The organism is Paenibacillus sedimenti, assembly GCF_014534655.1.
Lineage (GTDB): Bacteria > Bacillota > Bacilli > Paenibacillales > NBRC-103111 > Paenibacillus_E > Paenibacillus_E sedimenti.
In genome coordinates this window covers 1,066,353-1,089,558 of the sequence record NZ_JACVVD010000001.1, presented here as the reverse complement: position 1 = coordinate 1,089,558, position 23,206 = coordinate 1,066,353, and the positions used below count along the sequence as shown (strand labels likewise).

General features: G+C 50.6%; 18 protein-coding genes. 1 reads left to right on the top strand and 17 read right to left on the bottom strand.

The features are described from left to right. Nucleotide 1: 1 nt before the first annotated feature. From rsgA to ICC18_RS04220, 16 genes are all read right to left on the bottom strand, one after another. Nucleotides 2–928 carry a ribosome small subunit-dependent GTPase A gene (gene rsgA, locus ICC18_RS04295; RefSeq protein WP_188173112.1) on the bottom strand — a complete coding sequence of 309 codons (927 nt, stop codon included), beginning with the start codon at nucleotides 926–928 and terminating at the stop codon, nucleotides 2–4. Beyond that, on the bottom strand, nucleotides 928–3,036 hold the full coding sequence (pknB, locus tag ICC18_RS04290; protein WP_188173111.1) for a Stk1 family PASTA domain-containing Ser/Thr kinase: 2,109 nt from the start codon (nucleotides 3,034–3,036) through the stop codon (nucleotides 928–930). Before pknB ends, rsgA begins: the two co-directional genes overlap by 1 nt. Nucleotides 3,037–3,042: 6 nt before the next feature. Continuing rightward, nucleotides 3,043–3,798 carry a Stp1/IreP family PP2C-type Ser/Thr phosphatase gene (locus tag ICC18_RS04285; RefSeq protein WP_188173110.1) on the bottom strand — a complete coding sequence of 252 codons (756 nt, stop codon included), beginning with the start codon at nucleotides 3,796–3,798 and terminating at the stop codon, nucleotides 3,043–3,045. A 15-nt stretch (nucleotides 3,799–3,813) separates the two neighbouring features. Further along, the gene (gene rlmN / locus ICC18_RS04280) at nucleotides 3,814–4,884 is read right to left on the bottom strand and encodes a dual-specificity RNA methyltransferase RlmN (RefSeq protein ID WP_223192273.1); all 1,071 of its coding nucleotides are present in this window, start codon (nucleotides 4,882–4,884) and stop codon (nucleotides 3,814–3,816) included. A gap of 225 nt (nucleotides 4,885–5,109) precedes the next feature. Beyond that, nucleotides 5,110–6,573: a 16S rRNA (cytosine(967)-C(5))-methyltransferase RsmB gene (gene rsmB, locus ICC18_RS04275; protein ID WP_188173109.1), complete on the bottom strand. Its 1,464-nt coding sequence runs from the start codon at nucleotides 6,571–6,573 to the stop codon at nucleotides 5,110–5,112. Nucleotides 6,574–6,596: 23 nt separating this feature from the next. Further along, nucleotides 6,597–7,565: a methionyl-tRNA formyltransferase gene (gene fmt / locus ICC18_RS04270; protein ID WP_312029476.1), complete on the bottom strand. Its 969-nt coding sequence runs from the start codon at nucleotides 7,563–7,565 to the stop codon at nucleotides 6,597–6,599. After that, entirely contained in the window at nucleotides 7,562–8,044 is a 483-nt protein-coding gene (def, locus tag ICC18_RS04265) for a peptide deformylase (protein ID WP_188173108.1), read from the bottom strand. Before def ends, fmt begins: the two co-directional genes overlap by 4 nt. Nucleotides 8,045–8,086: 42 nt before the next feature. Beyond that, nucleotides 8,087–10,600: a primosomal protein N' gene (priA, locus tag ICC18_RS04260; protein ID WP_188173107.1), complete on the bottom strand. Its 2,514-nt coding sequence runs from the start codon at nucleotides 10,598–10,600 to the stop codon at nucleotides 8,087–8,089. 19 nt (nucleotides 10,601–10,619) lie between these two features. Further along, nucleotides 10,620–11,825 (bottom strand): bifunctional phosphopantothenoylcysteine decarboxylase/phosphopantothenate--cysteine ligase CoaBC, encoded by a 1,206-nt coding sequence (gene coaBC / locus ICC18_RS04255; RefSeq protein ID WP_188173106.1) that lies wholly within the window; start codon nucleotides 11,823–11,825, stop codon nucleotides 10,620–10,622. Between the two features lie 221 nt (nucleotides 11,826–12,046). Beyond that, on the bottom strand, nucleotides 12,047–12,262 hold the full coding sequence (gene rpoZ / locus ICC18_RS04250) for a DNA-directed RNA polymerase subunit omega (protein WP_188173105.1): 216 nt from the start codon (nucleotides 12,260–12,262) through the stop codon (nucleotides 12,047–12,049). Between the two features lie 2 nt (nucleotides 12,263–12,264). Further along, complete coding sequence (gene gmk, locus ICC18_RS04245; RefSeq protein ID WP_188173104.1) at nucleotides 12,265–12,903, bottom strand: guanylate kinase; 639 nt, start codon at nucleotides 12,901–12,903, stop codon at nucleotides 12,265–12,267. Beyond that, entirely contained in the window at nucleotides 12,893–13,153 is a 261-nt protein-coding gene (remA, locus tag ICC18_RS04240; RefSeq protein WP_009672664.1) for an extracellular matrix/biofilm regulator RemA, read from the bottom strand. The genes gmk and remA overlap by 11 nt, the downstream gene beginning before the upstream one ends. 32 nt (nucleotides 13,154–13,185) lie before the next feature. After that, entirely contained in the window at nucleotides 13,186–14,058 is an 873-nt protein-coding gene (locus tag ICC18_RS04235; protein ID WP_262495832.1) for a YicC/YloC family endoribonuclease, read from the bottom strand. A 41-nt stretch (nucleotides 14,059–14,099) separates the two neighbouring features. After that, the gene (locus ICC18_RS04230; RefSeq protein WP_188173102.1) at nucleotides 14,100–15,974 is read right to left on the bottom strand and encodes a bifunctional homocysteine S-methyltransferase/methylenetetrahydrofolate reductase; all 1,875 of its coding nucleotides are present in this window, start codon (nucleotides 15,972–15,974) and stop codon (nucleotides 14,100–14,102) included. 104 nt (nucleotides 15,975–16,078) lie between these two features. Further along, nucleotides 16,079–16,909, bottom strand: coding sequence for a diaminopimelate epimerase (gene dapF / locus ICC18_RS04225; protein WP_188173101.1), 831 nt, complete (start codon nucleotides 16,907–16,909; stop codon nucleotides 16,079–16,081). A gap of 183 nt (nucleotides 16,910–17,092) precedes the next feature. Next, nucleotides 17,093–19,882, bottom strand: a complete 2,790-nt coding sequence (locus tag ICC18_RS04220; protein WP_188173100.1) for a calcium-translocating P-type ATPase, SERCA-type — start codon at nucleotides 19,880–19,882, stop codon at nucleotides 17,093–17,095. Between the two features lie 200 nt (nucleotides 19,883–20,082). Here ICC18_RS04220 and ICC18_RS04215 point away from each other — a divergent pair, with 200 nt between their 5' ends. Beyond that, nucleotides 20,083–21,831, top strand: a complete 1,749-nt coding sequence (locus ICC18_RS04215) for an Rqc2 family fibronectin-binding protein (protein WP_188173099.1) — start codon at nucleotides 20,083–20,085, stop codon at nucleotides 21,829–21,831. A 52-nt stretch (nucleotides 21,832–21,883) separates the two neighbouring features. Here the strand turns inward: ICC18_RS04215 and ICC18_RS04210 are convergent, their stop codons facing one another. Beyond that, nucleotides 21,884–23,206, bottom strand: a complete 1,323-nt coding sequence (locus ICC18_RS04210) for a UDP-glucose dehydrogenase family protein (RefSeq protein ID WP_188173098.1) — start codon at nucleotides 23,204–23,206, stop codon at nucleotides 21,884–21,886.

Here is a 23,206-nt window from a genome sequence, read left to right as displayed (position 1 = left end):
TTTAATACCTCCTCTTCCGATCCTTCATTTCATTTAAAAACAATAAGTAATGTTCGTACCTGGAAGCGGCGACCGTCCCCTCGGAGACGGCTTCGCGCACTTTGCAGCTCGGTTCGTGCAGATGCAGACAGCCTCTGAACTTGCAGCCTTCTGCAAGTACCGCGAACTCCTTAAAGCAGCTTCCCAAATCCTCCACTTCCAGCTCCATGAAATCCAACTGACTGAAGCCCGGCGTATCAGCCACGAAGCCGCCGTCCTCAAGCGGAAGCAGCTCTACATGGCGTGTCGTATGCTTACCGCGGCCTAGACGCTGGCTGATGGCGTTCGTTTCCAGCTCAAGCCCGCTGATCATTTCATTGAGCAAAGAGGATTTTCCGACACCGGATTGACCGGCAAACACGCTGACCGTCCCCTTCAAACGCTGCTGAATCGCGTCGACGCCTTCATGCAGCTTGGAACTCGTCGTTAGAACATCATATCCGATATCCGTGTAAAGTTTATGGATCCGATCAAGTTCGGCAACTGTCATTTCCTTGGTTTCAGTGGCATCGCCTTCGGCGAGCAAGTCTCTCTTCGTAAAGCACAGCAGGACATCAATGCCTGTATGCTCGATATGAACGAGAAATTTGTCCAGCAGCTGTAAATTCAAGACGGGCTCTGTGACTGCGAAGACGAGTACAACCAGATTAACATTGGCAATTGGCGGACGAATAAGCTCAGACGATCGAGAAAAGATCTCAGTTACCGTTCCTTCCCCATTTTCCGTCAGCTCATACGTCACCTGATCTCCGACGAGCGGAGACACATTTTTTTTCTTGAAAATTCCTCGTGCGCGGCACGTAATTGTCACTGCCGTGCGGAGGTCCGCCCCTTCGGGCAAAACGTAGTAATAGCCGCTTAATGCCTTAACAATAACTCCTTGTGGCATTAATTGCCTCCTCCAGTTCCAGGTTTGGAGGTGTTCCCCCCAGTTTGCCCGTTGCCGCTACCGCCGGCCGGAATCGCCGGTCCGCTGGTTTGCTGTTTGGGTGATGTCCCAGGCGATGGGGATGGATTTGGAGATGTGGTTTTGCCACTTTTTTGATCCAAATAATCTTGATACGTACGGGTTATTGAGTTCACCAGGTTGTCGCCTTCTTTGATCAAGATAACAGCTTTCTTATCCGGAGAAACGATAACTTTGACATCCAGATTTTGCGGCTTCGTCACTTTTTCCGTCTTGTATTCGAAATTGTCGTATTGCGCATCGCTTACGACGATTTTAAACTCCGAATCTTTACCTTCCTCAGTCGGTTTTACAGGGATGCTGACGTTCAATTGTCCGGCGTCTTCAGGCAGTCCGTCGCTAATGATTAAACTCGTGATTTCTAAACCCGCAGATACATCTTGGTTTTTCTTATAAGGAAATTGATCAATGACTTTCCCTTTTGGCTGCTTGTAAGTTTTCTCACGTGTTATGGCATTTACGGCAAGCTTCAAATTCAGCTTTGCGATTTGATCTTTTGCTTCCTTTTCGGTCATACCGACAAGGTCAGGCATTTTGAAGGTTTCCTTCGCTTTACTGATTGTAAAGGTTATCGCCGCCTTCTCGACTTCAAATTCGTCGCCGACAAGCGGTGTTTGCTTTTGAATGATATCCGGTGTATCCTCGGTCGTCCCTGGCACGACTGTTATCTGATCTTCCTTGATCCCGAGCGCTTGGAGCTTCAGCTTGGCATCATTGATTTTCTGCCCCACGAAGTTCTCCATCTTTACTTTTGGAACGCCTTCACTGACATACAAGGTCACTTTCGTCCCGACATTCATCCGCATCCCTGTTGGGTCTTGGCGAATGACGGTATCCTTCGGAAGTTTGCTTACCTTATCAAGCTCAATGGTCCAACCCAGTCTTGCAGCCGTCAACTCCGCTTGTGCCTGCGTCAGCGGTTTATTGACGACATTGGGAACATCGACGGTTTCAATCGTAAACATGCTCTTCACATACCCGACCAAGTACCACATCCCGCCGAGGACGATGAGCAAAATTACGATCCAGATCGTAGGCTTGATCCAGCCGTTTCGTTTGGCTGGTGCCGGTTCTTCGCGCCAACTCGGCTTTTCGTACTCCTCGTCCTTGAAATCGCCAAGCTGGTTCGCACGAATGGCGGGCATTACCAGAGTCCGCTCCTCATCCATGCCATCTGCATCCCAGAAAGCAACCTTCGGTTCATTCCTGCGGTCCGGACTAAGGCACGTATCCAAATCCGCCATCATCTGCTTTGCCGACTGATAGCGTTCTTCAGGCTTTTTGCGCATCGCCTTCAAAATGATATTTTCCACGCTCTGCGGAATAAGCGGATTTACCTTGCGCGGCTCCTCTACATCTTCCTGCAAATGCTTGAGCGCCACGCTGATCGGACTTTCCCCGAGGAACGGCAATCTGGCAGTCAGCATTTGATACATGACGATGCCAAGCGAATATAAATCGGATTTCTCGCCCGTATTCGTCCCTTTGGCATGCTCCGGCGAAAAATAATGCACCGATCCTACCACGGATCCGGTTTGCGTTATCGTTGAAGAGGTCGCTGCGCGGGCAATACCGAAATCCGTCACCTTAACGCGGCCATTTTTACCGATCAAAATATTGTGCGGCTTAATGTCGCGGTGAATGATTTCATTGTGGTGCGCGTGATCCAGCGCATCAGCGATTTGGCCGGCGTAATGGACCGCGTCTTCAACCTGCAGCGGTGCTTTTTCCTTGATTAAATCGTTCAAGGTCGTGCCCTCTATGTATTCCATAACGATATAATGTACTTCACCTTCTTGCCCGACGTCATAGATGCTGACGACATTCGGATGAGACAGTGAAGCGGCTGCTTGAGCTTCTCTGCGGAAACGACGTATAAATTCTTCGTCATGCACATACTGCGAACGCAGCACTTTCACGGCGACTTTGCGATTAAGTAAGAGATCATGCCCTTTGTACACCAAAGCCATGCCGCCTCCGCCGATTCTCTCCAATATTTCATAGCGGCCTCCAAGCTTTTTACCGATCAACTCTCATCACCCCTTTTCTTCGTCTTCATCATGATCGTGAGCCAGTAAAACAACCGTTACATTATCGTCCCCGCCAGCATCCAGCGCACGGTAAATTAATCGTTCGGCAGCTTCCTCCAGATTCGTATGCGACTTGACGATTTGCCAGATTTCGCCAGACTCCACCAGCCCGCTGAGACCGTCCGAGCAGATGAGAATCGTCTCGCCCGGGCGCCATCCGTATTCGTACAGATCAACCTCAACGCCCGGCTCTGTGCCAAGCGCCCTGGTGATCCAATTTCGTCTTGGATGATGATCAGCTTCTTCAGGCGTAATTTGACCGTTTTTGACCAGTTCATAGACGAGAGAATGGTCTTCTGTCAGCTGTGTGATCGCATCGTTAGTAATCTTGTAAGCGCGGCTGTCGCCAATATGTCCAATAATCAAAAGCTCTTGAGAAACGACGATCGCTACGACCGTCGTCCCCATGCCGTGGTAATTTTCCCTATGCGAAGCAAATTCATAGATTTTCTCATTCGCCATCTCAATCGCTTGTTTCAGCGCCTGTTTACACTCTTCCACGGGCATCCCCCAATGGATCGTTTGCAGCTGGGCTTCAATGATTTCGATTGCCATTTGGCTGGCGATATCCCCTGCTTGATGTCCCCCCATGCCATCGGCAACGATGGCCAGAGAGAGACCATTCAGTTCCTGATGAATGGCGGCGCGGTCCTCATTCACTAACCGAACCTTGCCGATATCGGTACGGCTCACCATCTTCATCCCGATTTCACCTCATTACTTGCTCTCCATATGCTTGGCCCGTAATTGTCCGCAGGCGGCAGCAATATCACTGCCTTGTTCACGGCGTATGGTCGCATTAATTTTGCCCTTCTCGAGAATGCGTTGGAACGTAAAAATATCGTCCCGTGGCGTACGCTTAAAGTCACGTTCGGCCACGAAGTTAACAGGAATCAGGTTTACGTGGATAAGCGGCATTTCCTTCAACACCCGAGCCAATTCTTCCGCGTGTTCAGGCTGGTCGTTCACTTCGCCCATGAGTGCGTATTCAAACGTAATTCTCCGGCCTGTTTTGGCTATGTAGTATTTGCAGGCTTCGATCAAATCAGCGAAAGGAAATCTCCGGTTGACCGGCATTAGCTTGGAACGCAGCTCATCGTTCGGCGCGTGAATTGAAATCGCCAGATTTACCTGCAAATTCTCGTCCGCGAACTTGTAAATATTCGGCACGATGCCGCTCGTCGAAACCGTAATATGACGCTGGCCGATGTTGAGTCCCTTCGGATGAATCATGACGCGCAGAAAATTCATTGTCGCCTCATAATTTTCAAACGGCTCCCCGATCCCCATGATCACAATGGAACTAATCCGCTCCCCGGTATCATCGAGCAGCTTTTGAGCTTTAACAACCTGAGCAACAATTTCGCCAGGGCGCAAATCGCGCTTGAGTCCGCCAAGCGTGGATGCACAAAACGTACAACCGACACGGCATCCTACCTGTGTAGTTACGCAAATGCTGTTGCCGTAGTTGTGCTTCATGACAACGGTTTCGATGGCATTCTTATCTTCCAGTTCAAATAAAAATTTGACCGTACCGTCCTGCGACTCGTATTTGGCGATTTCGGTAAGCGTTACAAACTCAAATTGTTCTTTGAGCTTGTCTCGCAGCGTCTTTGGCAAGTTGGTCATCTCATCAAAGCTAAACACGCGCTTGATATAGAGCCAATCAAAGATTTGCCCGGCGCGAAAAGAGGACTCGCCGTTCTCTTTGACCCAGCCCTGCCACTCATCCCAATTTAAATCATAAACAAACGGTTTATCTTTCTCGTAAGGCTTTAAAGACATCATTATCACAACCTGTTGTTAGTTCAAATTTTTTCTTGCCGATCTTATCTATTTTATCACAATAAGGGGACGAACACACATCCCCGTGACTTGTCCATACAATTTGGACCGCTAAAAACCCAAGCCTGATTAAACCATTACCGACTGAAAATAGCAAAATGCCCGCCTACTCGACGCTGCTCTCATTGAGCATCCTGCAAAGAGTGCAGGTCGCTAACTCGCAAACCGCTAGGTTCGCTTACGCAGGCGTGCAATGAAAAATCCGTCGGAATGGAATTGCTGCGGCAAAATTTGGACCATTCCGGATGCTGCCGCTTGCGGATCGATGCCGGCGAAGGCTTCCTCCGGCAAAGCCGCAAGCTCAAATTCGCCATGATCGGCGAGGAAGCGCCCGATCATGCCCTCATTCTCCGCGTGCTCGATCGTGCACGTGCTGTACACCAGCACGCCGCCTGGTTTAAGCAGGCGATGAACCTTGCTCAGAATAGCGTACTGCAGCTCGCTAATCTCGGCGATCTCCGCTTCCTGCTTGGCCCACTTCAGATCCGGCTTGCGCCGGATCACGCCCAGCCCCGAGCAGGGAGCGTCGAGCAGAATGCGGTCGAACGACTCGGCCGCAAAATGCTCCGTCAAGTTCGCCGCATCCATAACCAGCGTCTGAATGGACTTCAGTCCCAGACGCTCCGCCTGATCGGCGATCAGCTTCTGCTTGTGCTCATGCAGATCACAAGCCCAGATCTGTCCCGCGTCGTCCATTTTCTCGGCGATGTGTGCAGTCTTGCCGCCAGGGGCGGCACAGCAGTCCAGCACCTTCATGCCTGGACGCGGATCCAGAGCCTCGGCGACGAGCATCGAGCTCTCGTCCTGGATCGAGAAGTCCCCTTGCTGAAAGCCGGGGACTAACGCCATGTTCCCGGCCCCATGCACGAGGATGCCGGCCGGGGCCAGCTTCGACGCTTCCGCGTGAAGGCCGCTCGCCTGCAGCTTCTCCAGCAGCTGCGCGCGGGTGCGGCGCCTCGCGTTCGCGCGGATGCTCACATGCGGCGGCTCGTTGTTCGCCGCACAGATCTGTTCCGTCAGCTCCGGGCCGAGCTGACGAATCCACCGGCGCACGAGCCATTCCGGATGGGAATGGCTCAGCGCGATGCGCTTCACGTCGCCGAGCGCAGCCGGCAGCGTAAGCTCGTCTTTGCTGCGAAGGACGGCCCGCAGCACGCCGTTGACCATCCCCGAGATGCCTTGATGACCTCGGCGCTTCGCGATATTGACCGCTTCGCTTACGACCGCATGATCAGGAATCCGGTCCAAATAATAGAGCTGATAAAAACTAAGCCGCAGTAAGCACCTTACCCACGGCTCCAGCTTTCCGAGCCCTTTGCTCACAAAGCGCTCAAGAAAGAAATCGATTGTGTTTTTACGGCCGATCGTCCCGTAAACAAGCTCCGTAGCCAGCCCTGCATCGGCCCTTTCCAACGCATGCTTTTGCAACGTTTGGTTGAGCAGCAGGTTGCTATAGGATTGATCCTCTTCCACCCGGATCAGCACATCCAGCGCCGCTTCGCGAGCAGAACGCTTAACAGCGCTGCTCTTCGCAGCGCTTGGAGAAGGTTTTGATGCAGATGGACTACCAGCCCTCTTCTGCGGCTTGTTGTTTGATCCGGATTGCGGACGTTTTGGTTTTTGCGTAGCCAAATGCAATACCTCTTTTTATGTAGTTAGTTGCCGAACACAGTGCCGTCCGGAATCTTGACGCCTCGAATTAATTCTGACACTTGCATCGCCTTTTTGCCTGAAGGCTGAATCTCTGTAAGCCAAAGCGTACCGCCTCCGGTCATCACTTCAAGGCCAAGCTCGGTGCTGTTAAGTACAGTTCCGGGAGCTGGCTTTGCGCCACCGGCTTGTGTAACCTGACGACTCTTCGGCACTTCTTCCTTAGGATTTACACAAGACCAAACTTTCATCACTTCGCCGTTCCAGAGCGTATATGCGCCCGGAAAAGGGTTCAAGCCACGAACTTGATTCCAGATCTCGACAGCGGAACGCGACCAATCAATGAGCTCGTCTTCACGACGGATATTCGGCGAGTATACAGCATCAGCTTCATTCTGCTTGACAGCCTGAATGCGTCCAGCCAATAGGTCCGGCAGCGTTCGTTTGAGCAGGTCGGCTCCGGCCAAGCTTAGCTTTTCGAACATCGTCCCGGTCGTATCCGTGTCTTCGATCGCCTCTTCCACCTTGCTAATCATATCGCCGGTGTCCAGACCTTCAGCCATGTACATAATCGTGACCCCCGTCACCTGCTCGCCACGCAGAATCGCATGATGAATCGGAGCGCCGCCGCGATACTTGGGCAACAACGAAGCATGGATGTTAATGCATCCGAACTTAGGCAGCTCCAAAACGGATTTAGGCAAAATCTGACCGTAAGCAGCCGTCACAATCAAATCCGGTTTCAACTGACGCAGCACCTCTACCGAGTCTGCATGACGCAGCTTTTCCGGCTGAAGAACGGGAATGTTGTGCTTCTCCGCTTCAACCTTCACTGGCGGCGGCGTCAGGACGCGTTTGCGTCCTTTCGGCCGGTCCGGCTGCGTCACAACGGTTGTCACGTTATAGCCTTCCTCCAATAACAATCGTAAGGAGGGTACTGCAAAATCAGGCGTACCCATGAAAATAATATTCACTCGTCTTCTTCCTCTTCTTCTGCCGTGTACGTTTTGGTTGCAAGGTCCGTAAACAGAACTCCGTTCAAGTGGTCGATTTCGTGGAAAATACAACGCGCAAGCAACTCAGTACCTGTAATCTCAATGGGATTGCCATGTCGGTCTTGACCTTTAGCCGTTACGTTTAACGGTCTGCTTACATCGCCGCGAATTCCTGGAATACTCAGGCAGCCTTCCGGTCCGATTTGCTCCCCGCTGGAAGTGACCACTTCCGGGTTCACCATTTCGATTAATCCGCCGTGCTCTTCTCCGCAATCCATCACAATCACGCGTTTCAAAATACCGATTTGCGGGGCTGCAAGTCCTACGCCTTCCGCATCGTACATCGTATCTGCCATATCATCGAGCAGCTTATGCAGATTGGAATTGAATTTAGTTACGGTGATGGCCTTCTCCCGCAGTACAGGATCCGGATCTTTAACAATAATACGAATAGCCATAACGTGCACCTACCTCTGAAGTCTTCTCTATGATTTAAAAGTTTACATCAAAAATTGCGGGTCTACATCGACGCTAATTTGCAATTTTTCCTTTGCCGAGCGCTCTTCAAACCACTGGGCGGTTCGGCCTACAAGCTCTGAAGCCTGAGCTTCCCCCCGATATTTTACCACGCATTGGAATCGATATCTATCTTTGATTCGGGAAATCGGTGATGCGACAGGCCCTAAGACATCCATACTGAACGATTCGGAGGATGGTTCCATGTTCGAAAACAGATCAACCGGCCTGTTCATTTGCTCTTGTGCAAGCTCTTTGAGCCTGGTCACAAATGCCTCCGCAGAGCGCACCAATAAAGGAACTTCCTCGTGGGAAAAAGTAATCAGAATCAACCGATGATAAGGCGGATAGTCCAAATTCGCGCGTATATCCAGTTCATGCCTTGCAAAAGCCATATAATCATGCCGGCTCGCACACTGCACGCTGTAATGCTCCGGCGTATACGTCTGCACGAATACTTCTCCCAGCTTTTCATGTCGCCCAGCCCTTCCGGCAACCTGCGTAAGCAATTGAAACGTCCGTTCAGCAGAGCGAAAATCAGGCAGATTGAGTACGGTGTCGGCCGCAATAACGCCAACCAGCGTCACGTCTGGAAAATCCAGCCCTTTAGCGACCATTTGGGTACCCAACAATACGTCGGCCTGCTTATCGCGAAACATCGTCAGCCATTTTTCATGGGAGCCTTTTTCAGTCGTCGTATCCACATCCATCCGTATAACGCGAATGCCGGGAAATAACTTGCCGAGCTCTTCTTCCACGCGCTGCGTTCCTGTCCCGAAATGACGGATGTGTTCGGAAGAGCAGTTCGGACACTGCTTGACTTCACGTTCGGCATAACCGCAATAATGACACCGCAGCATGCGCGAGCTTTGATGATAGGTAAGCGAAATGTCGCAATGGGGGCAAGTAGAAACGAAACCGCAGGTACGGCACATGACGAAGGTTGCATAACCGCGCCGGTTGAGCAGTAAAACGGTCTGTTCTTTCTTTTGTAACCTTTCTTCAATAGCTTTATACAGTGACTTACTGAACATGGAGCGATTTCCGTTTTTCAGCTCTTCCCGCATATCCACGATGCTAACGGTCGGCAGCGGCCTGCCGGCAACTCTTTCTTTCATCGTCAGCAGTCGATATGGAGGTTTTTCCCCGTTTCCGGTTCGCATCGTTTTTTGAATACTCTCCAACGAAGGGGTAGCGGAACCCAGAACAACGGCAGCGTTATGCTGTTTCGCTCTTTCGACAGACACGTCCCTGGCATGATATTTCGGACTCTCTTCCTGCTTGTACGAGGACTCGTGCTCTTCATCAATAATAATAAGACCGATTTGGGTAAAAGGGGCAAAAATGGCCGAGCGAGCGCCGATTACGACCTTCACTTGCTTGCGGGTGATTTTACGCCATTCATCATAACGTTCGCCATTCGATAACCGGCTGTGAAGCACGGCGACCAGATCGCCGAACCTGCCTTTAAAACGTTCCACCATTTGCGGTGTTAACGAAATTTCGGGCACCAATACAATGGCTTCTCTGCCTTGGTCTAGACATTCCTGAATGGATTGTAAATATACTTCTGTCTTACCGCTGCCCGTCACTCCGTGAAGAAGAAAAACCTCATGCCTGCGCTCAGCGACGGCGCTGCGGATTTCGCCGAAAACGCTGCTTTGTTCCTCTGTCAGAGGAAGTGGTTTCGTTCGCGCGAACGAGCGGCCCGCGTAAGGATCACGCATCACTTCGACCTCCCGCAGCTCGATCCAGCCGCGATCCGCCAAGCTTTTAACAGTGCCGGCTCCAACCTGCACCGCTTCCATCAGCTCTGTGAGCCGAATCGCATGCGGATGCTCTATCAGATAACGAAGCACGTCCTGCTGTTTATTCGCTCTAGCCGGCAGCATGCCAACCGCTTCTTCCAAGCTTCTGCCATCTGCCGGAGGAAAGACCGTCAGCGCCTTCTTAGCCGTCATGCGGTCTTTGACCATCTGCGCTTCCATAAGGATGCCGCTGGACAAGAGCTGCTTAATGAGCGACCCGTCATTCTCGAAACGCTCCATCAGCGTTTCCATCGGAACAGTTCCCTTTGCTCGCACAAAGGCGACGATCTCCTGCAGATCCGGCAAATCCAACAGCGATTGCTCGCCGGATTCATCCCCAAGAGAGATGGCCCTTTCGTATTTCGCCTTGAGAGCCGCAGGCAGCATCGCTTGCAATGCCGTAACCTCATGGCACAAGTACATACGGCTGAGCCACCTGCCGAGTCCTACAAGTTCTTCTGTCAATGGCGGAACCAAATCCAGCACGCTTTGAATCGGCTTGACTCGTTTAGTATCCATCTGCGTTTCTTCAAGCAGTTCGACAACAAATCCTTGCAGCACCCGAGGACCAAATGGCACGCCAACGCGGCTCCCTACTTCGACCCATTTGCGCAAAGCCGCAGGAATTTCATAGTCAAAAGCCCGATTGGTTTGCTTTGCCGGGACATCGACAATGACTTTTGCATACATCCACATTCTCCTTAGCGTTTCAAGTTGTCTTCATCCGCCCCGCCGCCAACTCCAGAAGCCTGCGCGCCACATCTTTCTTGCTCTGTAATGGCAGGGCCTCGACAAGCCCGTTCCGATCAAAAATCCGTACCGCATTCGTATCCCCGCTAAAGCCTGCGCCCTCTTGGGAAACGTCGTTACCAACGATAAGGTCGCAATTTTTACGCTTCAGCTTCTCCAGCGCATGTTCATCCAGACGTTCGGTTTCAGCGGCGAAACCGATAACAAACTGATCTTTTTTCAGCGTACCGATCTCCTGCAAAATGTCCGGATTTTTGACAAGCTCCAATGTGAGCGAGTCCGCTTTCTTTTTCATCTTTTGCTCAGCGACGACTGCAGGGCGATAATCGGCGACGGCAGCCGCTTTGATAATAAGCTGACTCGTATTCATTCGCGACATGACAGCTTCTCTCATATCCAAAGCGGACTGTACGGGTATGATTTCCACGCCTTCAGGGGCAGGCAAAGCTGTTGGTCCTGTCACTAAGGTGACACTGGCTCCCATCCGTACCGCTTCTTCTGCGATCGCATAGCCCATTTTGCCTGAAGAATCATTCGTAATATAGCGAACCGGATCAATCCGCTCCACTGTGCCTCCGGCTGTCACAAGCACACGCTGCCCTTGAAGCAGACCGTTCCCAGCAAAATGCTGCTCAATTGCAGCAAAAATCTCTTCAGGCTCGGCCAGGCGCCCTTTCCCGACATACCCGCAGGCAAGCTGTCCTTCTCCCGGCTCTATAAAACGAACGCCTCGGCTGCGCAGCGTCTGCATGTTTTGCTGCACTGCCGGATTGGCGTACATATGCACATTCATCGCAGGTGCCACCCAAATCGGTGCCATGGTCGCAAGCAGCATAGTGCTCAGCATATCGTCGCCAAGACCAAGTGCCAGCTTGCCGATCATATTGGCCGTTGCCGGCGCAATCACAACGAGATCGGCGCTATCCGCCAGGTTAATGTGAGAGACGACGGAAGGGTCTTTCTCATCGAATGTATCAACGAACACATGATGACGCGACAACGTCTGAAACGTCAGAGGCGCTACAAATTGGACTGCGGACTCTGTCATAATGACCCGTACATTAGCCCCAGCTTGAGTCAGTTTGCTCGTCAGCGCAGCAGCCTTATAAGCAGCAATGCCTCCGCATACGCCGAGTACGATCGTTTTACCGTGCAGAACACCCATGGAGTATCCTCCTTAATAGTCCCCACAAAGTGACACTGTGACACTTCGAAGGTTAGTCCGTCCGCACCGAGTGATAGCTCGGTCGGCGTCTAAACATTCCGCTTAAAGCGGTCGAGCTTCTTCGGCTTACTTCGATAAATGTTTATACATTACTTTGCGGGGAGCCCCCAAATGAATAATAAGAAAAAAATAACAACCGCTAGGGTTGTCAGGGAAAGCATTTATTTCACGATCTCTTTAGACTGAATTTTCTCGTAAGCAATGTAGTCACCGTATAGTTCTTCTAAGGCAACTCCGACTTGTTTATGGGATTTTTGGCCTCTCAAATCGGACTTGGCTCCGTCGCGCAGTAGTCTTGCTCTCTTCGCTGCGGCAACAACGAGCGAGTATTTGCTGTCTACTTTATCGAGAAGTTTATCAATTGAAGGATATAACATGTTTAGTTCACCTCACCAATCCATTGAATGACTTTCGGATACATCCGATCTTTTTTGCAATGTTCCGCAGCCAGAATCGACTGTATTTTGGAACAAGCCGTCTCAACACGATCATTGATGATCGCATAGTCGTAATGCTCCATCAAGCGGATTTCATCCACAGCGACTGACATGCGGCTGCGAATGACTTCGTCCGTCTCCGTGCCTCGGGTCACGATGCGATTCTGAAGCTCATCGAGCGAAGGCGGCAGCAAGAAGATGAAAACACCTTCCGGAAACTTCTGTTTCACCTTCAAAGCGCCCTGCACTTCAATCTCCAAAATGACGTCTTGGCCCGCACGCAGCGTATCTTCAACAAAACGACGCGGCGTTCCATAGTAGTTGCCTACATATTCAGCCCACTCGAGCACTTCATCGGTATCGATAAGCTGTTGAAATTGTTCCCGGGTCTTGAAAAAATAATTCACGCCTTCCACTTCCCCTTGTCTCGGGGCGCGTGTTGTCGCTGATACGGAATACACAATATCCGGTGAACAATTGCGCAATGCAGCGCAAACTGTTCCCTTTCCTACACCGGAGGGACCGGACAATACAATCAAAATGCCTCTCTCACGCTCGAGAGTATTCGTATTACTCGTCATGATCATCGTCCTTGTTGGAAAGTCGATGTGCTACCGTTTCTGGTTGTACCGCCGACAAAATGACATGATCGCTGTCGGTGATAATAACGGCACGGGTTCTTCTACCATATGTAGCGTCAATCAGCATGTGACGATCACGCGCTTCCTGAATGATTCTCTTGATCGGCGCCGATTCCGGACTCACGATCGAGATAATGCGGTTCGCCGATACGATGTTCCCGAACCCGATATTGATTAATTTGATAGCCATTCAACTTCCTCCTCGCGAAGCCTCATGCCGCTTCACTCGATATTCTGTATTTGTTCTCTCATCTTCTCCAGCTCTGCTTTCATGTGAATGACTCTTGTCGTTAGCTCAGCATGATTCGCTTTGGAGCCGATGGTATTCACTTCGCGATTCATTTCTTGAATCAGGAAGTCAAGCTTGCGTCCTACGGGTTCATTGCCTTCCAGCAGCTGATCGAATTGCTGAAAATGACTTTGCAGCCGGGTAAGCTCTTCGTCGACATTAGAGCGATCTGCAAAAATGGCAATCTCTGTAGCCAAACGCTGCTCGTCTACAGGCGTCTGCTCCTGCAAAAGGGACTGGATTCTGCCGCTAAGCTTGCTGGCATGATCTTGAACCACTTGCGGGGCAAAAGCTTGCAGTTCTACATGGATACGCTTCAGCTCGGCTAGACGTTCACGAATATCCTGCTCTAGAAACGCCCCTTCCCGAACCCGCATGTCAGATAAACGGGCTACGGCATCTTGCAAGCAGGCGCATAGCTCCATCTCGAACTGTTCATCCGGATCCGTGCGATCTTCCTTCATTTGAACTAAGTCGGGAAGTTTCAATACATCTTTGAGTTCAATGTTCTCGGTGAAGCCGTAACGCTGCTTCAACTGTTCCGCCGCTTGTAAATAAGCATCGGCTAAGGTAAAGTCCACAGTTACATTTCTGGAAGTAACCGCTTCGCGCTCAGCTGAAATGTAGACGTCGACGCGTCCTCTTTTCACTGCTTGCAGCACAGTTTTCTTCAATGCGTCTTCAAAAGCCGCCCATTCTTTGGGCAGACGGACAGCCACTTCACAATACCTATGATTGACCGATTTGGCATCGATAAATACCTTGTATCCCACAAAAGAACGATTCGCTTGTCCGAATCCGGTCATACTGCAAATCATCCTGATCACATCCATTACCCTATTTTAATTCATTTTGAAAGTGGGTACAAGTGGAAATCATGGCGATTCGACTTTTCCCATACGTACTTCGTCAAGTCTACGCACATTTCATAGAGCAGAAACGGCGTCATCAGATAGATGCCGTTAAAATACGGCATGGCAGCATCCAGCAGCTCTTTGGCGATTTCAACGCCCATCGCACGGCCTTCTTCCCCTTTGAGACCGCTCATGCGGCTTCTGACTTCATCCGATAATTGAATTCCGGGAACTTCATTATGGAGGTACTCAGCGTTCCCGCCGCTGGCCAGGGGCGCGATCCCTATAAAGATCGGGACGTTCAGATGCTTGGTGGCGTTATGAATCTGCTCAATGAGCTTGGCGTCATAAACGGGCTGCGTCATGATGTAATCTGCGCCGGCCTCGATTTTTCGCTCCAAACGTTGAACAGCTTTATCCAAATGCTTCACATTCGGGTTAAAAGCAGCACCGACGACGAAATTCGCCTTCTGTTTAAGCGGTTTGCCGGAGAAGGCGATGCCTTCGTTGAGCTGCTTGATCATGCGGATGATCTCAAACGAAGTGAGATCGTACACCGATTTGGACCCTGGCAGATCGCCGAACTTGGCGGGATCGCCGGTTACGGCCAGCACGTGGTCGATGCCCAGCGCGTGCAGACCCATGAGATGGGACTGCGTCCCGATCATGTTGCGGTCGCGGCATGCGATATGAATAAGCGGACGCGCGCCCAACTTGTCCTGCACGAGGTAGCCGAGGGCAAGGTTGCTCATGCGCGTCACTGCAAGTGAATTATCGGCCATTGTGATGGCGTCGACATGAGCGTCCTGCAGGGCTTTCGATCCCTGCATGAATTTGTCGATGTCGAGATCCCGCGGGGGATCTAGCTCGACGATAACGGTTTTACGCTGCTTGACGATGTCCAGCAGCGACGGCTTTGCCGCCGGCGGCGCAGGCTTAGCCGGCGCCGGTTCGCTTACGCGCACCGGTCGAACGTGCGCGGCGGCGCCGGGCGCCGCCGGGACGTAGCCGCTTAGCGCCTTGGCGACAGCGGCGATATGCTCCGGCGTCGTGCCGCAGCAGCCGCCGATGATGCGCGCGCCGAGGTCGGCGAAGCGCAGCGCGCTCTCGGCGAAGTACTCCGGCGTCGCTGCGTACGTGTAATGCCCGTCAACGTAGTCGGGCAGCCCCGCGTTCGGGAACGCCGAAAACGGCACGCCGGCGAGCAGCGTCAGCTTCTCCATCGAGCGGAGAATCCCGTTCGGGCCGACGCGGCAGTTGAAGCCGATGACGTCTGCCCCGCCGTCGCGCAATCTCTCAAAAGCCTCCTGAAGCGGTACGCCATCCTGCGTACTGCCTGTTCCTTCATTTGCGAATTGGCAAATGACCGGCAGGTTGCTCATGCTGCGAATAATCCGCAGAGCCAGCTGAAGCTCATCCAGATCGTAAAACGTCTCAAGCAGCAGCCCGTCCACCGGAGAGTCCAGTAAAACACCGATCTGTTCACGAAGCGATTGTTCCACATCGGCCGTGCGAACATTTTTACGTTTGCCGGCACGTATGGAACCGATTGCTCCAACGACATAAGCATCGTTGCCGACTGCTTTACGGGCCAGCTCAACGCCTGCACGATTAATCGCTTCAACATCGCTTTCCAGCCCATACTTGGACAGCTTCTCACGGTTCGCCGAGAAGGTGTTCGTCTCAATAAGACGAGCACCTGCTTCAAAATAGCGGCGGTGCACGTCAGCAACCGTCTCCGGTCGCAGCAGATTCAATTCTTCATAAGAAATACCGACGGGAAATCCCATCTGATATAAATAAGTCCCCATAGCGCCGTCACCGGTCAAAATTTCCCGCTGAAGTGCCGTCCGAAGATCCGATTTCATGATAAACTCCCCACCCACTAAAAAATGTAGCTTTACTGTATCACAAAACCAGGCCGATATTAAGGAGAACGTTTATCAATTTTTTTTATACTTAAAACTCGCCATTAGAGCGTTCCCTTAAACACTTCTTCCGCCGGTCCAGTCATGTACACGTGATTATCGGCTTCGTCCCATTCAATGAAGAGATCTCCGCCCTTCAGTGAAACCGTTGCCCGGCGGTCTGTCAAACCGTTCAAAACAGATGAAACGAGAGTCGCGCATGCGCCCGTTCCACAAGCCAATGTCGGCCCCGCTCCTCTTTCCCAAACGCGCATATCCGTATGCTCACGATTCTTCACCGTCACGAATTCAACATTCGTCTTGCGAGGAAACATCGGATGCACTTCCAGCCTCGGCCCCCATAAGGAAAGATCGAAGTTAACCGCGTCATCCACGTAGATTACACAGTGCGGATTGCCCATCGATACGGCCGTGAACCGGAATTGCCGATCATCCACTTCAATCGGATAGTCGATAACTTCTGCTTGATCCACAGTCGTAGGCACCTGAAGGCCCTCTAGAATCGGCTGCCCCATATCAACACGTACCGTTGCGACTTTCCCGTTCTGAACGTTAAGCTGCACTTTTTGCACGCCTGCACCTAACGTCTCGACAGTTATTTCCGCTTTATCGGTCATGCCATTATCGTAGACATATTTAGAAACGCAGCGAATTGCATTTCCGCACTGTTCCGCTTCGGAACCGTCGGAGTTGATAATGCGCATTTTAAAATCGGCCGTTTCGGAAGGAAGGATATAGACTAAACCATCCGCTCCGATACCGAAGAAACGGTTACACAGCCGGATGGCAAGTTGATCCGCGCCGGACGGCAGTTCTTTTTCACCGGCTACAACGATAAAATCATTGCCTAGACCGTGCATTTTTGTGAATTTCATTTTAATCAGCACTCCAAATAAGTGTTTTATCCCTTATCATAGCGTAAAACCGCAATGATGCATAGTGCTATGCCAAAAGAGGCAATCCCGCCAATCATCATAGATGACGGAGGGACTGCCTCTTTGACAAATTCGGAGAACATGAAGAAATATCTCTTTGGTTTCAGCTTGTCATCATTCCGATTATCTGAAGCTGGGCTTTGAATTAAAAGGAATTGAACCAGAGCGTTTGTTTTTTTTCGGTGACAGTACACTGCCCAGCCCCATCAGGAACGTTGGAATACCTGCAGCAATTAAGACAAGAATCCATTCTTTGAAGCCGAGCGGTACCGTTTTGAAGATCGGCTGCAGCTGCTCGACATACATCACAAGGAGCATTAACGCAAGTGAAGAAAGCACAGCAAGCACCAAATATTTATTTTGTAATGGATTGCGGTGGAAAATGGATCGTGAGCTGCGACAGTCAAACACATGAATCAGCTGAGCCATGACGAGTGTTGCGAAGGCAACGCTTTGCGCTTTGAGCAGTGTCTCCGCATCATCTGGATTCCCCCGCAGGATGAGCCAGAAAGCACCCAACGTACATACGCCGATCAGGATACCGCGAGAAATGATTTTCCAACCCAAACGTCTTGCAAAAATATTCTCTTTCGCCGAACGCGGCTTCTGCTGCATCAAGTCCTTCTCGGCTTGGTCGATGCCTAGCGCCATTGCAGGAAGTCCATCGGTTACAAGGTTGACCCATAAGATTTGGATCGGCACGAGCGGAAGCGGCATGCCCGCCATCATGGCGATGAACATGGTCATAATTTCGCCGACGTTCGAAGCAAGCAGATAACGAATGAATTTACGGATATTTTCATAAATGCCTCGTCCTTCTTCAATCGCAGCAACGATTGTTGAAAAATTGTCGTCACTCAAGATGAGCGAAGATGCTTCCTTCGATACGTCGGTTCCCGTAATCCCCATCGCGATGCCGATATCAGCCGCTTTGATCGCGGGCGCATCGTTCACGCCATCCCCTGTCATCGCAACGACATGACCTTTGCGCTGCAGAGCCTTGACGATGCGGAGCTTATGTTCAGGCGATACCCGCGCGTAAACGTAGATATCGTCGACTTTCGCTTCCAGTTCCTCATCCGACAGTTGTCCGAGCTGCTGTCCGCTCAAGCTTATCCCGTTGGCCGGAATCATCCCAAGCTGCTTGGCGATTGCCTCTGCCGTCGTTTGATGGTCACCGGTAATCATGACCGTTTTAATGCCCGCTTTGCGGCATTTGGCTATAGCTTCCCGGACTTCTTTGCGAGGCAGATCGATCATGCCGGTAAGGCCGACGAAAACAAGACCATTTTCCACGTCATCATATTCGTCGTAACGGTCGCTGATCTTAAGATCTCGATAAGCCAGTCCCAATACACGCAGCGCCGATTTCGCCATACCTTCGTTAGCGGACATCACTTTCTGCTTCAATGTCTGCGTAAACGGGATCACTTTACCTTCCCATAGGATATAGCTGCAGTGCTGCAGCAGGACGTCAGGTGCCCCTTTCGTACAGGCCATCCGTCCTCCGTCATAGGATACCAGCACCGACATCCGTTTGCGTTCCGAATCAAAAGGAAATTCTGCAATCCGGTTGAATTGCTCGCTGAGCGATTTATGCGTGATACCGCTTTTGGCGCTCAAGACGACCAATGCCCCTTCGGTTGGATCCCCTTTAATGCTCCACACTGAATCCGGTTGGTCCTTGCCGTCTTTGCCTTTTTTTCGCTTCTGCTCCTGCTTTTCTTCTTCTAGTGTTGCATTATTGCAAAGTACGGAAATTTGCAGCAATTTATGCAGCATTGGATTTTTGCGAAGATCCGCGCTTTGACCTCCCACGTGTATTTCGCCGGTCGGCGCATACCCGTCACCAGTCACTTCCATAACCTCACCGCCTACCCACAGATGGGTAACGGTCATTTTATTCTGTGTTAAAGTTCCCGTTTTGTCCGAGCAGATAACGGAAGCACAACCAAGCGTCTCTACGGAAGGAAGCTTGCGTACGATCGCTTTGCGCTTGATCATACGCTGTACGCCTAGAGCCAGCGCTATGGTCACAATCGCCGGCAACCCTTCAGGTATGGCTGCTACCGCCAGGCTTACACCGGCCAGGAACATGGCGTAAGGCGGTTGTCCATGCATAATGCCTGCGACAACGACAAGAATGGTGAGTGCGATAGCTACTATGATGAGTATTTTGCCAAGCTGTTCTAAACGGTGCTGCAAAGGAGTTTCCATCGATTCCGTATTTTGAATCAAATCTGCGATTTTACCCATTTCGGTGTCCATGCCCGTACGAACGACGACTGCCTTAGCGGTTCCTCTGGATACCATCGTACCCATAAAGCCGAGATTGCGTTGATCGCCTAGAGGAATATCGGCGTTCGGCATCGCTGCCGTCATTTTGCTGACCGGTACCGACTCGCCTGTAAGGGCCGATTCTTCGATATAAACGCCATTCGTTTCCAGAAAACGAATATCCGCCGGTACGCGGTCTCCGCTTTCGAGCAGCACAATATCGCCTGGAACCAGATCGCGAGCCGGTATTTGATGAACTGCGTTATCCCTCCATACCTTCGCATTCGGGGCTGACAATTCTTTAAGCGCACGTAAGGAACGCTCTGCGCGGAATTCCTGCACAAAGCCAAGAATTCCGTTCATCAAAATGATAATCACGATGGTGATAGCGTCTAAATATTCCCCGAGCAAGCCGGAAATGAGGGTCGCCCCCAATAAGACCAGAACCATAAAATCTTTGAATTGATTCAGAAACAGCGTAATCGGAGAGACGCGCTGCCCCTCTGAAAGTTCGTTTCGGCCGACCTCTGCCAGCCGCTTAAAAGCTTCTTCCCAGGGCAACCCTTGCTGCATGCTCACCTGCTGAGACTGCAAGACTTCCTCCGATGTCATCTGGTACCACTTGTTCTGACTCATCCGCCCTTCTCCCTCCCAATTCCCACTTGATCTCGCCTTTCATTCATATGGGTCAACCTCTATTACGTATTTGTATTCAGACAAGCCGGAAAATATCCCTTTAAACATCTTTCTAACCGAAATGAGCTTAAGTTTTTGCTCAAAGTATGGCATGATAGAAGTTAACACGGTTTTCAACCTAGAATGGAGTTGTATGCATCATGGCTTTAGACGGACTCGTCCTTCATGCGATTGTTCACGAATTGCAAGCGTGTGTAGGAGGCCGAATCAATAAGATTCACCAGCCCACAAACAATGACGTCGTTCTGCAAATTAGAGCGCAAGGGCAAAATATCAAGCTTCTGCTTTCAGCGAATCCTACCTATCCGAGGGTACACGCAACCGAACAGCAGTTTATGAACCCTGTTGAAGCGCCCATGTTCTGTATGCTGTTTCGCAAGCATTTTGAGGGTGGTGTTATAGAAGCTGTTGAACAAGTGGGTTTGGAGCGTATCATTCGCATTCTGGTTCGTCACCGGGATGAATTAGGAGATATGAGCAGTAAATTAATCGTCGTTGAAATCATGGGTCGTCACAGCAACATGATTCTGATCGATCCGCTCACAGACACAATTATAGACGGCATTCATCATGTAACTCCATCCATTAGCGCTTACCGAATTGTGATGCCCGGAAGCAAGTACGTCACGCCACCCGAACAGGATAAGTTGAATCCTCTGGAGGTTGATTCCACAGCCTTTCATCACCTCTTTGAGGAGGTATCTTCCGAAGAGCCGGAGCAGCGATTGGTAGCTTCATTCAGCGGTTTAAGCCCCTTAATAGCAAGAGAAATTGTATACCGGGGCCGTAGAAAGGCAAGCCTGCACGATGGCGAGGCTCTGTTACCCTCGATGTGGCAAGCTTTCTCTGAAGTTATGGAAGCAGCGCGCCTGCATGAATATGACCCTGTTATCGTGGAGCATGCGGAGAGCGGCAAGCTGTTTTTTGCGATGACGCCTTTGACCCACCTCGATGGTCCTTCTACATCATACCCTTCAGCCAACGCTTGTTTGGAGCAATATTACGGGGACAAAGCCGAAAGGGATACAGTAAAGCAGAGAGTAGCCGATCTGCTGCGATTATTACAAAATGAGAAAAACAAAAATGTTAAAAAACTGGAAAAATTAAGGGAAACCTGGGAAGAATCCCAAGATGCCGATAAGCACCGGATTCTCGGCGAGCTGTTGACCGCTTCTCTTCATACCATCAAAAAAGGCGACAAAGAACTGGAAACGATAAATTATTATGATGAGGAACAAGCTTTAATCCGGATTCAGCTGGATCCGCTTCTTACGCCTTCGGAAAATGCGCAGCGCTATTTTAAAAAATATACAAAAATGAAAAACAGCACGGCGATCGTCGAAAAGCAAATCGAGCAAACCCATCAAGAAATCGCTTATTTGAACTCGCTCTTGCAGCAGCTAAGCGTAGCTTCTTTACAGGATATTGAAGAAATACGCGATGAGCTGATGGAACAGGGATATTTGCGTGACCGCAACAGGAAGCAGCGCAAAAAGAAAAAGCAGGATAAGCCGGCTTTAGCTTGCTATACATCAAGTGACGGCATTCCCATCTATGTCGGTAAAAACAATACGCAGAACGAATATTTAACGAATCGTTTAGCTGGTTCTACGGATACTTGGCTGCATACAAAAGATATCCCCGGCTCGCACGTCGTTATTCGCAGCGACCGTTTTTCCGATGAGACTCTTCTGGAAGCTGCGCAGCTGGCCGCCTATTTCAGTCAGGCAAAGCAATCGAGCCAAGTGCCCGTTGATTATACCTTTATCAAGCACGTCCATAAACCAAATGGCTCCAAACCCGGATTCGTCATCTATGTGAATCAAAAAACAGTATTCGTGACCCCGGATGAAAATAAAATTAAAAAGATGAAAGTAACTGTGAAGTAAATAAAAAGAACAGCTCTTTAGGGGCTGTTCTTTTTGTCTTTTATTAGTTGTGTCAAATAACCATTTCTAGAGAAAGAGCAGTTCTGCCGATGGAAATGTAGGTGAACCCGAGTTTGCTCATTTCCTTCGGCTCGAACATGTTTCTGCCATCGATAATGACTGGCTGCTTTATCATGCTGCGTACGAGATTGTAATTCAATTGCCGAATGGCCTCCCACTCCGTCGCAATGACCATAGCATCTGCGTTTTGAAGCGCATCATAAGGATTTATATGCAAACTCACATTTGTAAGCAGCTTGGATGCATGAACTGCCGCTGCCGGATCGTAGGCGGAGATGTTTGCGCCGAGCTTTTGAAGAGCAGCGATAATATCAAGTGCGGGAGCATCACGCAGATCGTCCGTATTCGGCTTGAAGGCAAGGCCCATGACGGCGATCCGTTTTCCCTCCAAATCACCTAGCGTGCGATGAATCTTGTTAACGAAACGTTCCCGCTGCAGCTGATTGACTTCGATAACGGAACGCAATATTTTGAAATCGTAATCCACGTTTTGGGCTATTTTCAATTGCGCCCTCGTATCTTTAGGAAAACAAGAGCCTCCATAGCCAATACCCGCGTTCAGAAAATGGGGACCGATACGTCGATCCAATCCCATTCCCTTGGCGACAAACCCAACGTCGGCTCCCACCTTCTCGCATACGTGCGCCATTTCGTTGATAAAAGAAATTTTTGCAGCAAGGAAAGCATTCGATGCATATTTAATAAGTTCGGCACTTTCACGGTCAGTCATGAGCAGTTCAGTTCGAATAGGAGCATGAATAGCGGCAATCCTTGCACCAGACTCAGCATGTTCCGAACCGATGACAATCCGGTCCGGGTGAAACGTATCGTGAATGGCTGAGCCTTCTCTCAGAAATTCAGGGTTCGAAACAACGTGAATGTGTGCATGCTGCGGTGCAAGCTCGCGAGTTTGCTTTTCAACCCACCTTCCGGTCCCTACGGGAACGGTGCTTTTCATCACAATGATCTTCGTTGCGGTCAAATGGGGAGCCATTCCGGCAATAACACTGCGGACCTGTGACATATCCACATCGCCATTGTCTAAAGTCGGTGTTCCAACGGCTATAATGATAATATCGGAAACCTTCACGGCTTCTACCAAGTTAGAGGTAAAAGAAAGATGGCCAGACTGCATATTGGCAGCGACTAGTTCTTGTAAGCCAGGTTCATAGATGGGAATGTCGGCTTGCTGCAATCGTACGATTTTGTTTTCATCGCGATCCACACAAACCACTTGATGCCCCATCTCTGCAAAGCAGGTGCCCGAGACCAAACCGACATAACCTGTTCCAATAACCGCAATGCGTTCGACCAT

Excerpts from the sequence above, each read along its gene's own strand:
- ICC18_RS04220 (WP_188173100.1), bottom strand. The coding sequence starts at position 19,882 with ATGAGTCAGAACAAGTGGTACCAGATGACATCGGAGGAAGTCTTGCAG.
- ICC18_RS04285 (WP_188173110.1), bottom strand. The coding sequence starts at position 3,798 with ATGAAGATGGTGAGCCGTACCGATATCGGCAAGGTTCGGTTAGTGAAT.
- ICC18_RS04230 (WP_188173102.1), bottom strand. The coding sequence starts at position 15,974 with ATGAAATCGGATCTTCGGACGGCACTTCAGCGGGAAATTTTGACCGGT.
- remA (WP_009672664.1), bottom strand. The coding sequence starts at position 13,153 with ATGGCTATCAAATTAATCAATATCGGGTTCGGGAACATCGTATCGGCG.
- ICC18_RS04210 (WP_188173098.1), bottom strand. The coding sequence starts at position 23,206 with ATGGTCGAACGCATTGCGGTTATTGGAACAGGTTATGTCGGTTTGGTC.
- rsgA (WP_188173112.1), bottom strand. The coding sequence starts at position 928 with ATGCCACAAGGAGTTATTGTTAAGGCATTAAGCGGCTATTACTACGTT.
- ICC18_RS04235 (WP_262495832.1), bottom strand. The coding sequence starts at position 14,058 with ATGACCGGATTCGGACAAGCGAATCGTTCTTTTGTGGGATACAAGGTA.
- priA (WP_188173107.1), bottom strand. The coding sequence starts at position 10,600 with ATGTATGCAAAAGTCATTGTCGATGTCCCGGCAAAGCAAACCAATCGG.
- coaBC (WP_188173106.1), bottom strand. The coding sequence starts at position 11,825 with ATGGGTGTTCTGCACGGTAAAACGATCGTACTCGGCGTATGCGGAGGC.
- dapF (WP_188173101.1), bottom strand. The coding sequence starts at position 16,909 with ATGAAATTCACAAAAATGCACGGTCTAGGCAATGATTTTATCGTTGTA.
- gmk (WP_188173104.1), bottom strand. The coding sequence starts at position 12,903 with ATGACGAGTAATACGAATACTCTCGAGCGTGAGAGAGGCATTTTGATT.
- rpoZ (WP_188173105.1), bottom strand. The coding sequence starts at position 12,262 with ATGTTATATCCTTCAATTGATAAACTTCTCGATAAAGTAGACAGCAAA.
- ICC18_RS04215 (WP_188173099.1), top strand. The coding sequence starts at position 20,083 with ATGGCTTTAGACGGACTCGTCCTTCATGCGATTGTTCACGAATTGCAA.
- rlmN (WP_223192273.1), bottom strand. The coding sequence starts at position 4,884 with ATGATGTCTTTAAAGCCTTACGAGAAAGATAAACCGTTTGTTTATGAT.
- def (WP_188173108.1), bottom strand. The coding sequence starts at position 8,044 with ATGGCTATTCGTATTATTGTTAAAGATCCGGATCCTGTACTGCGGGAG.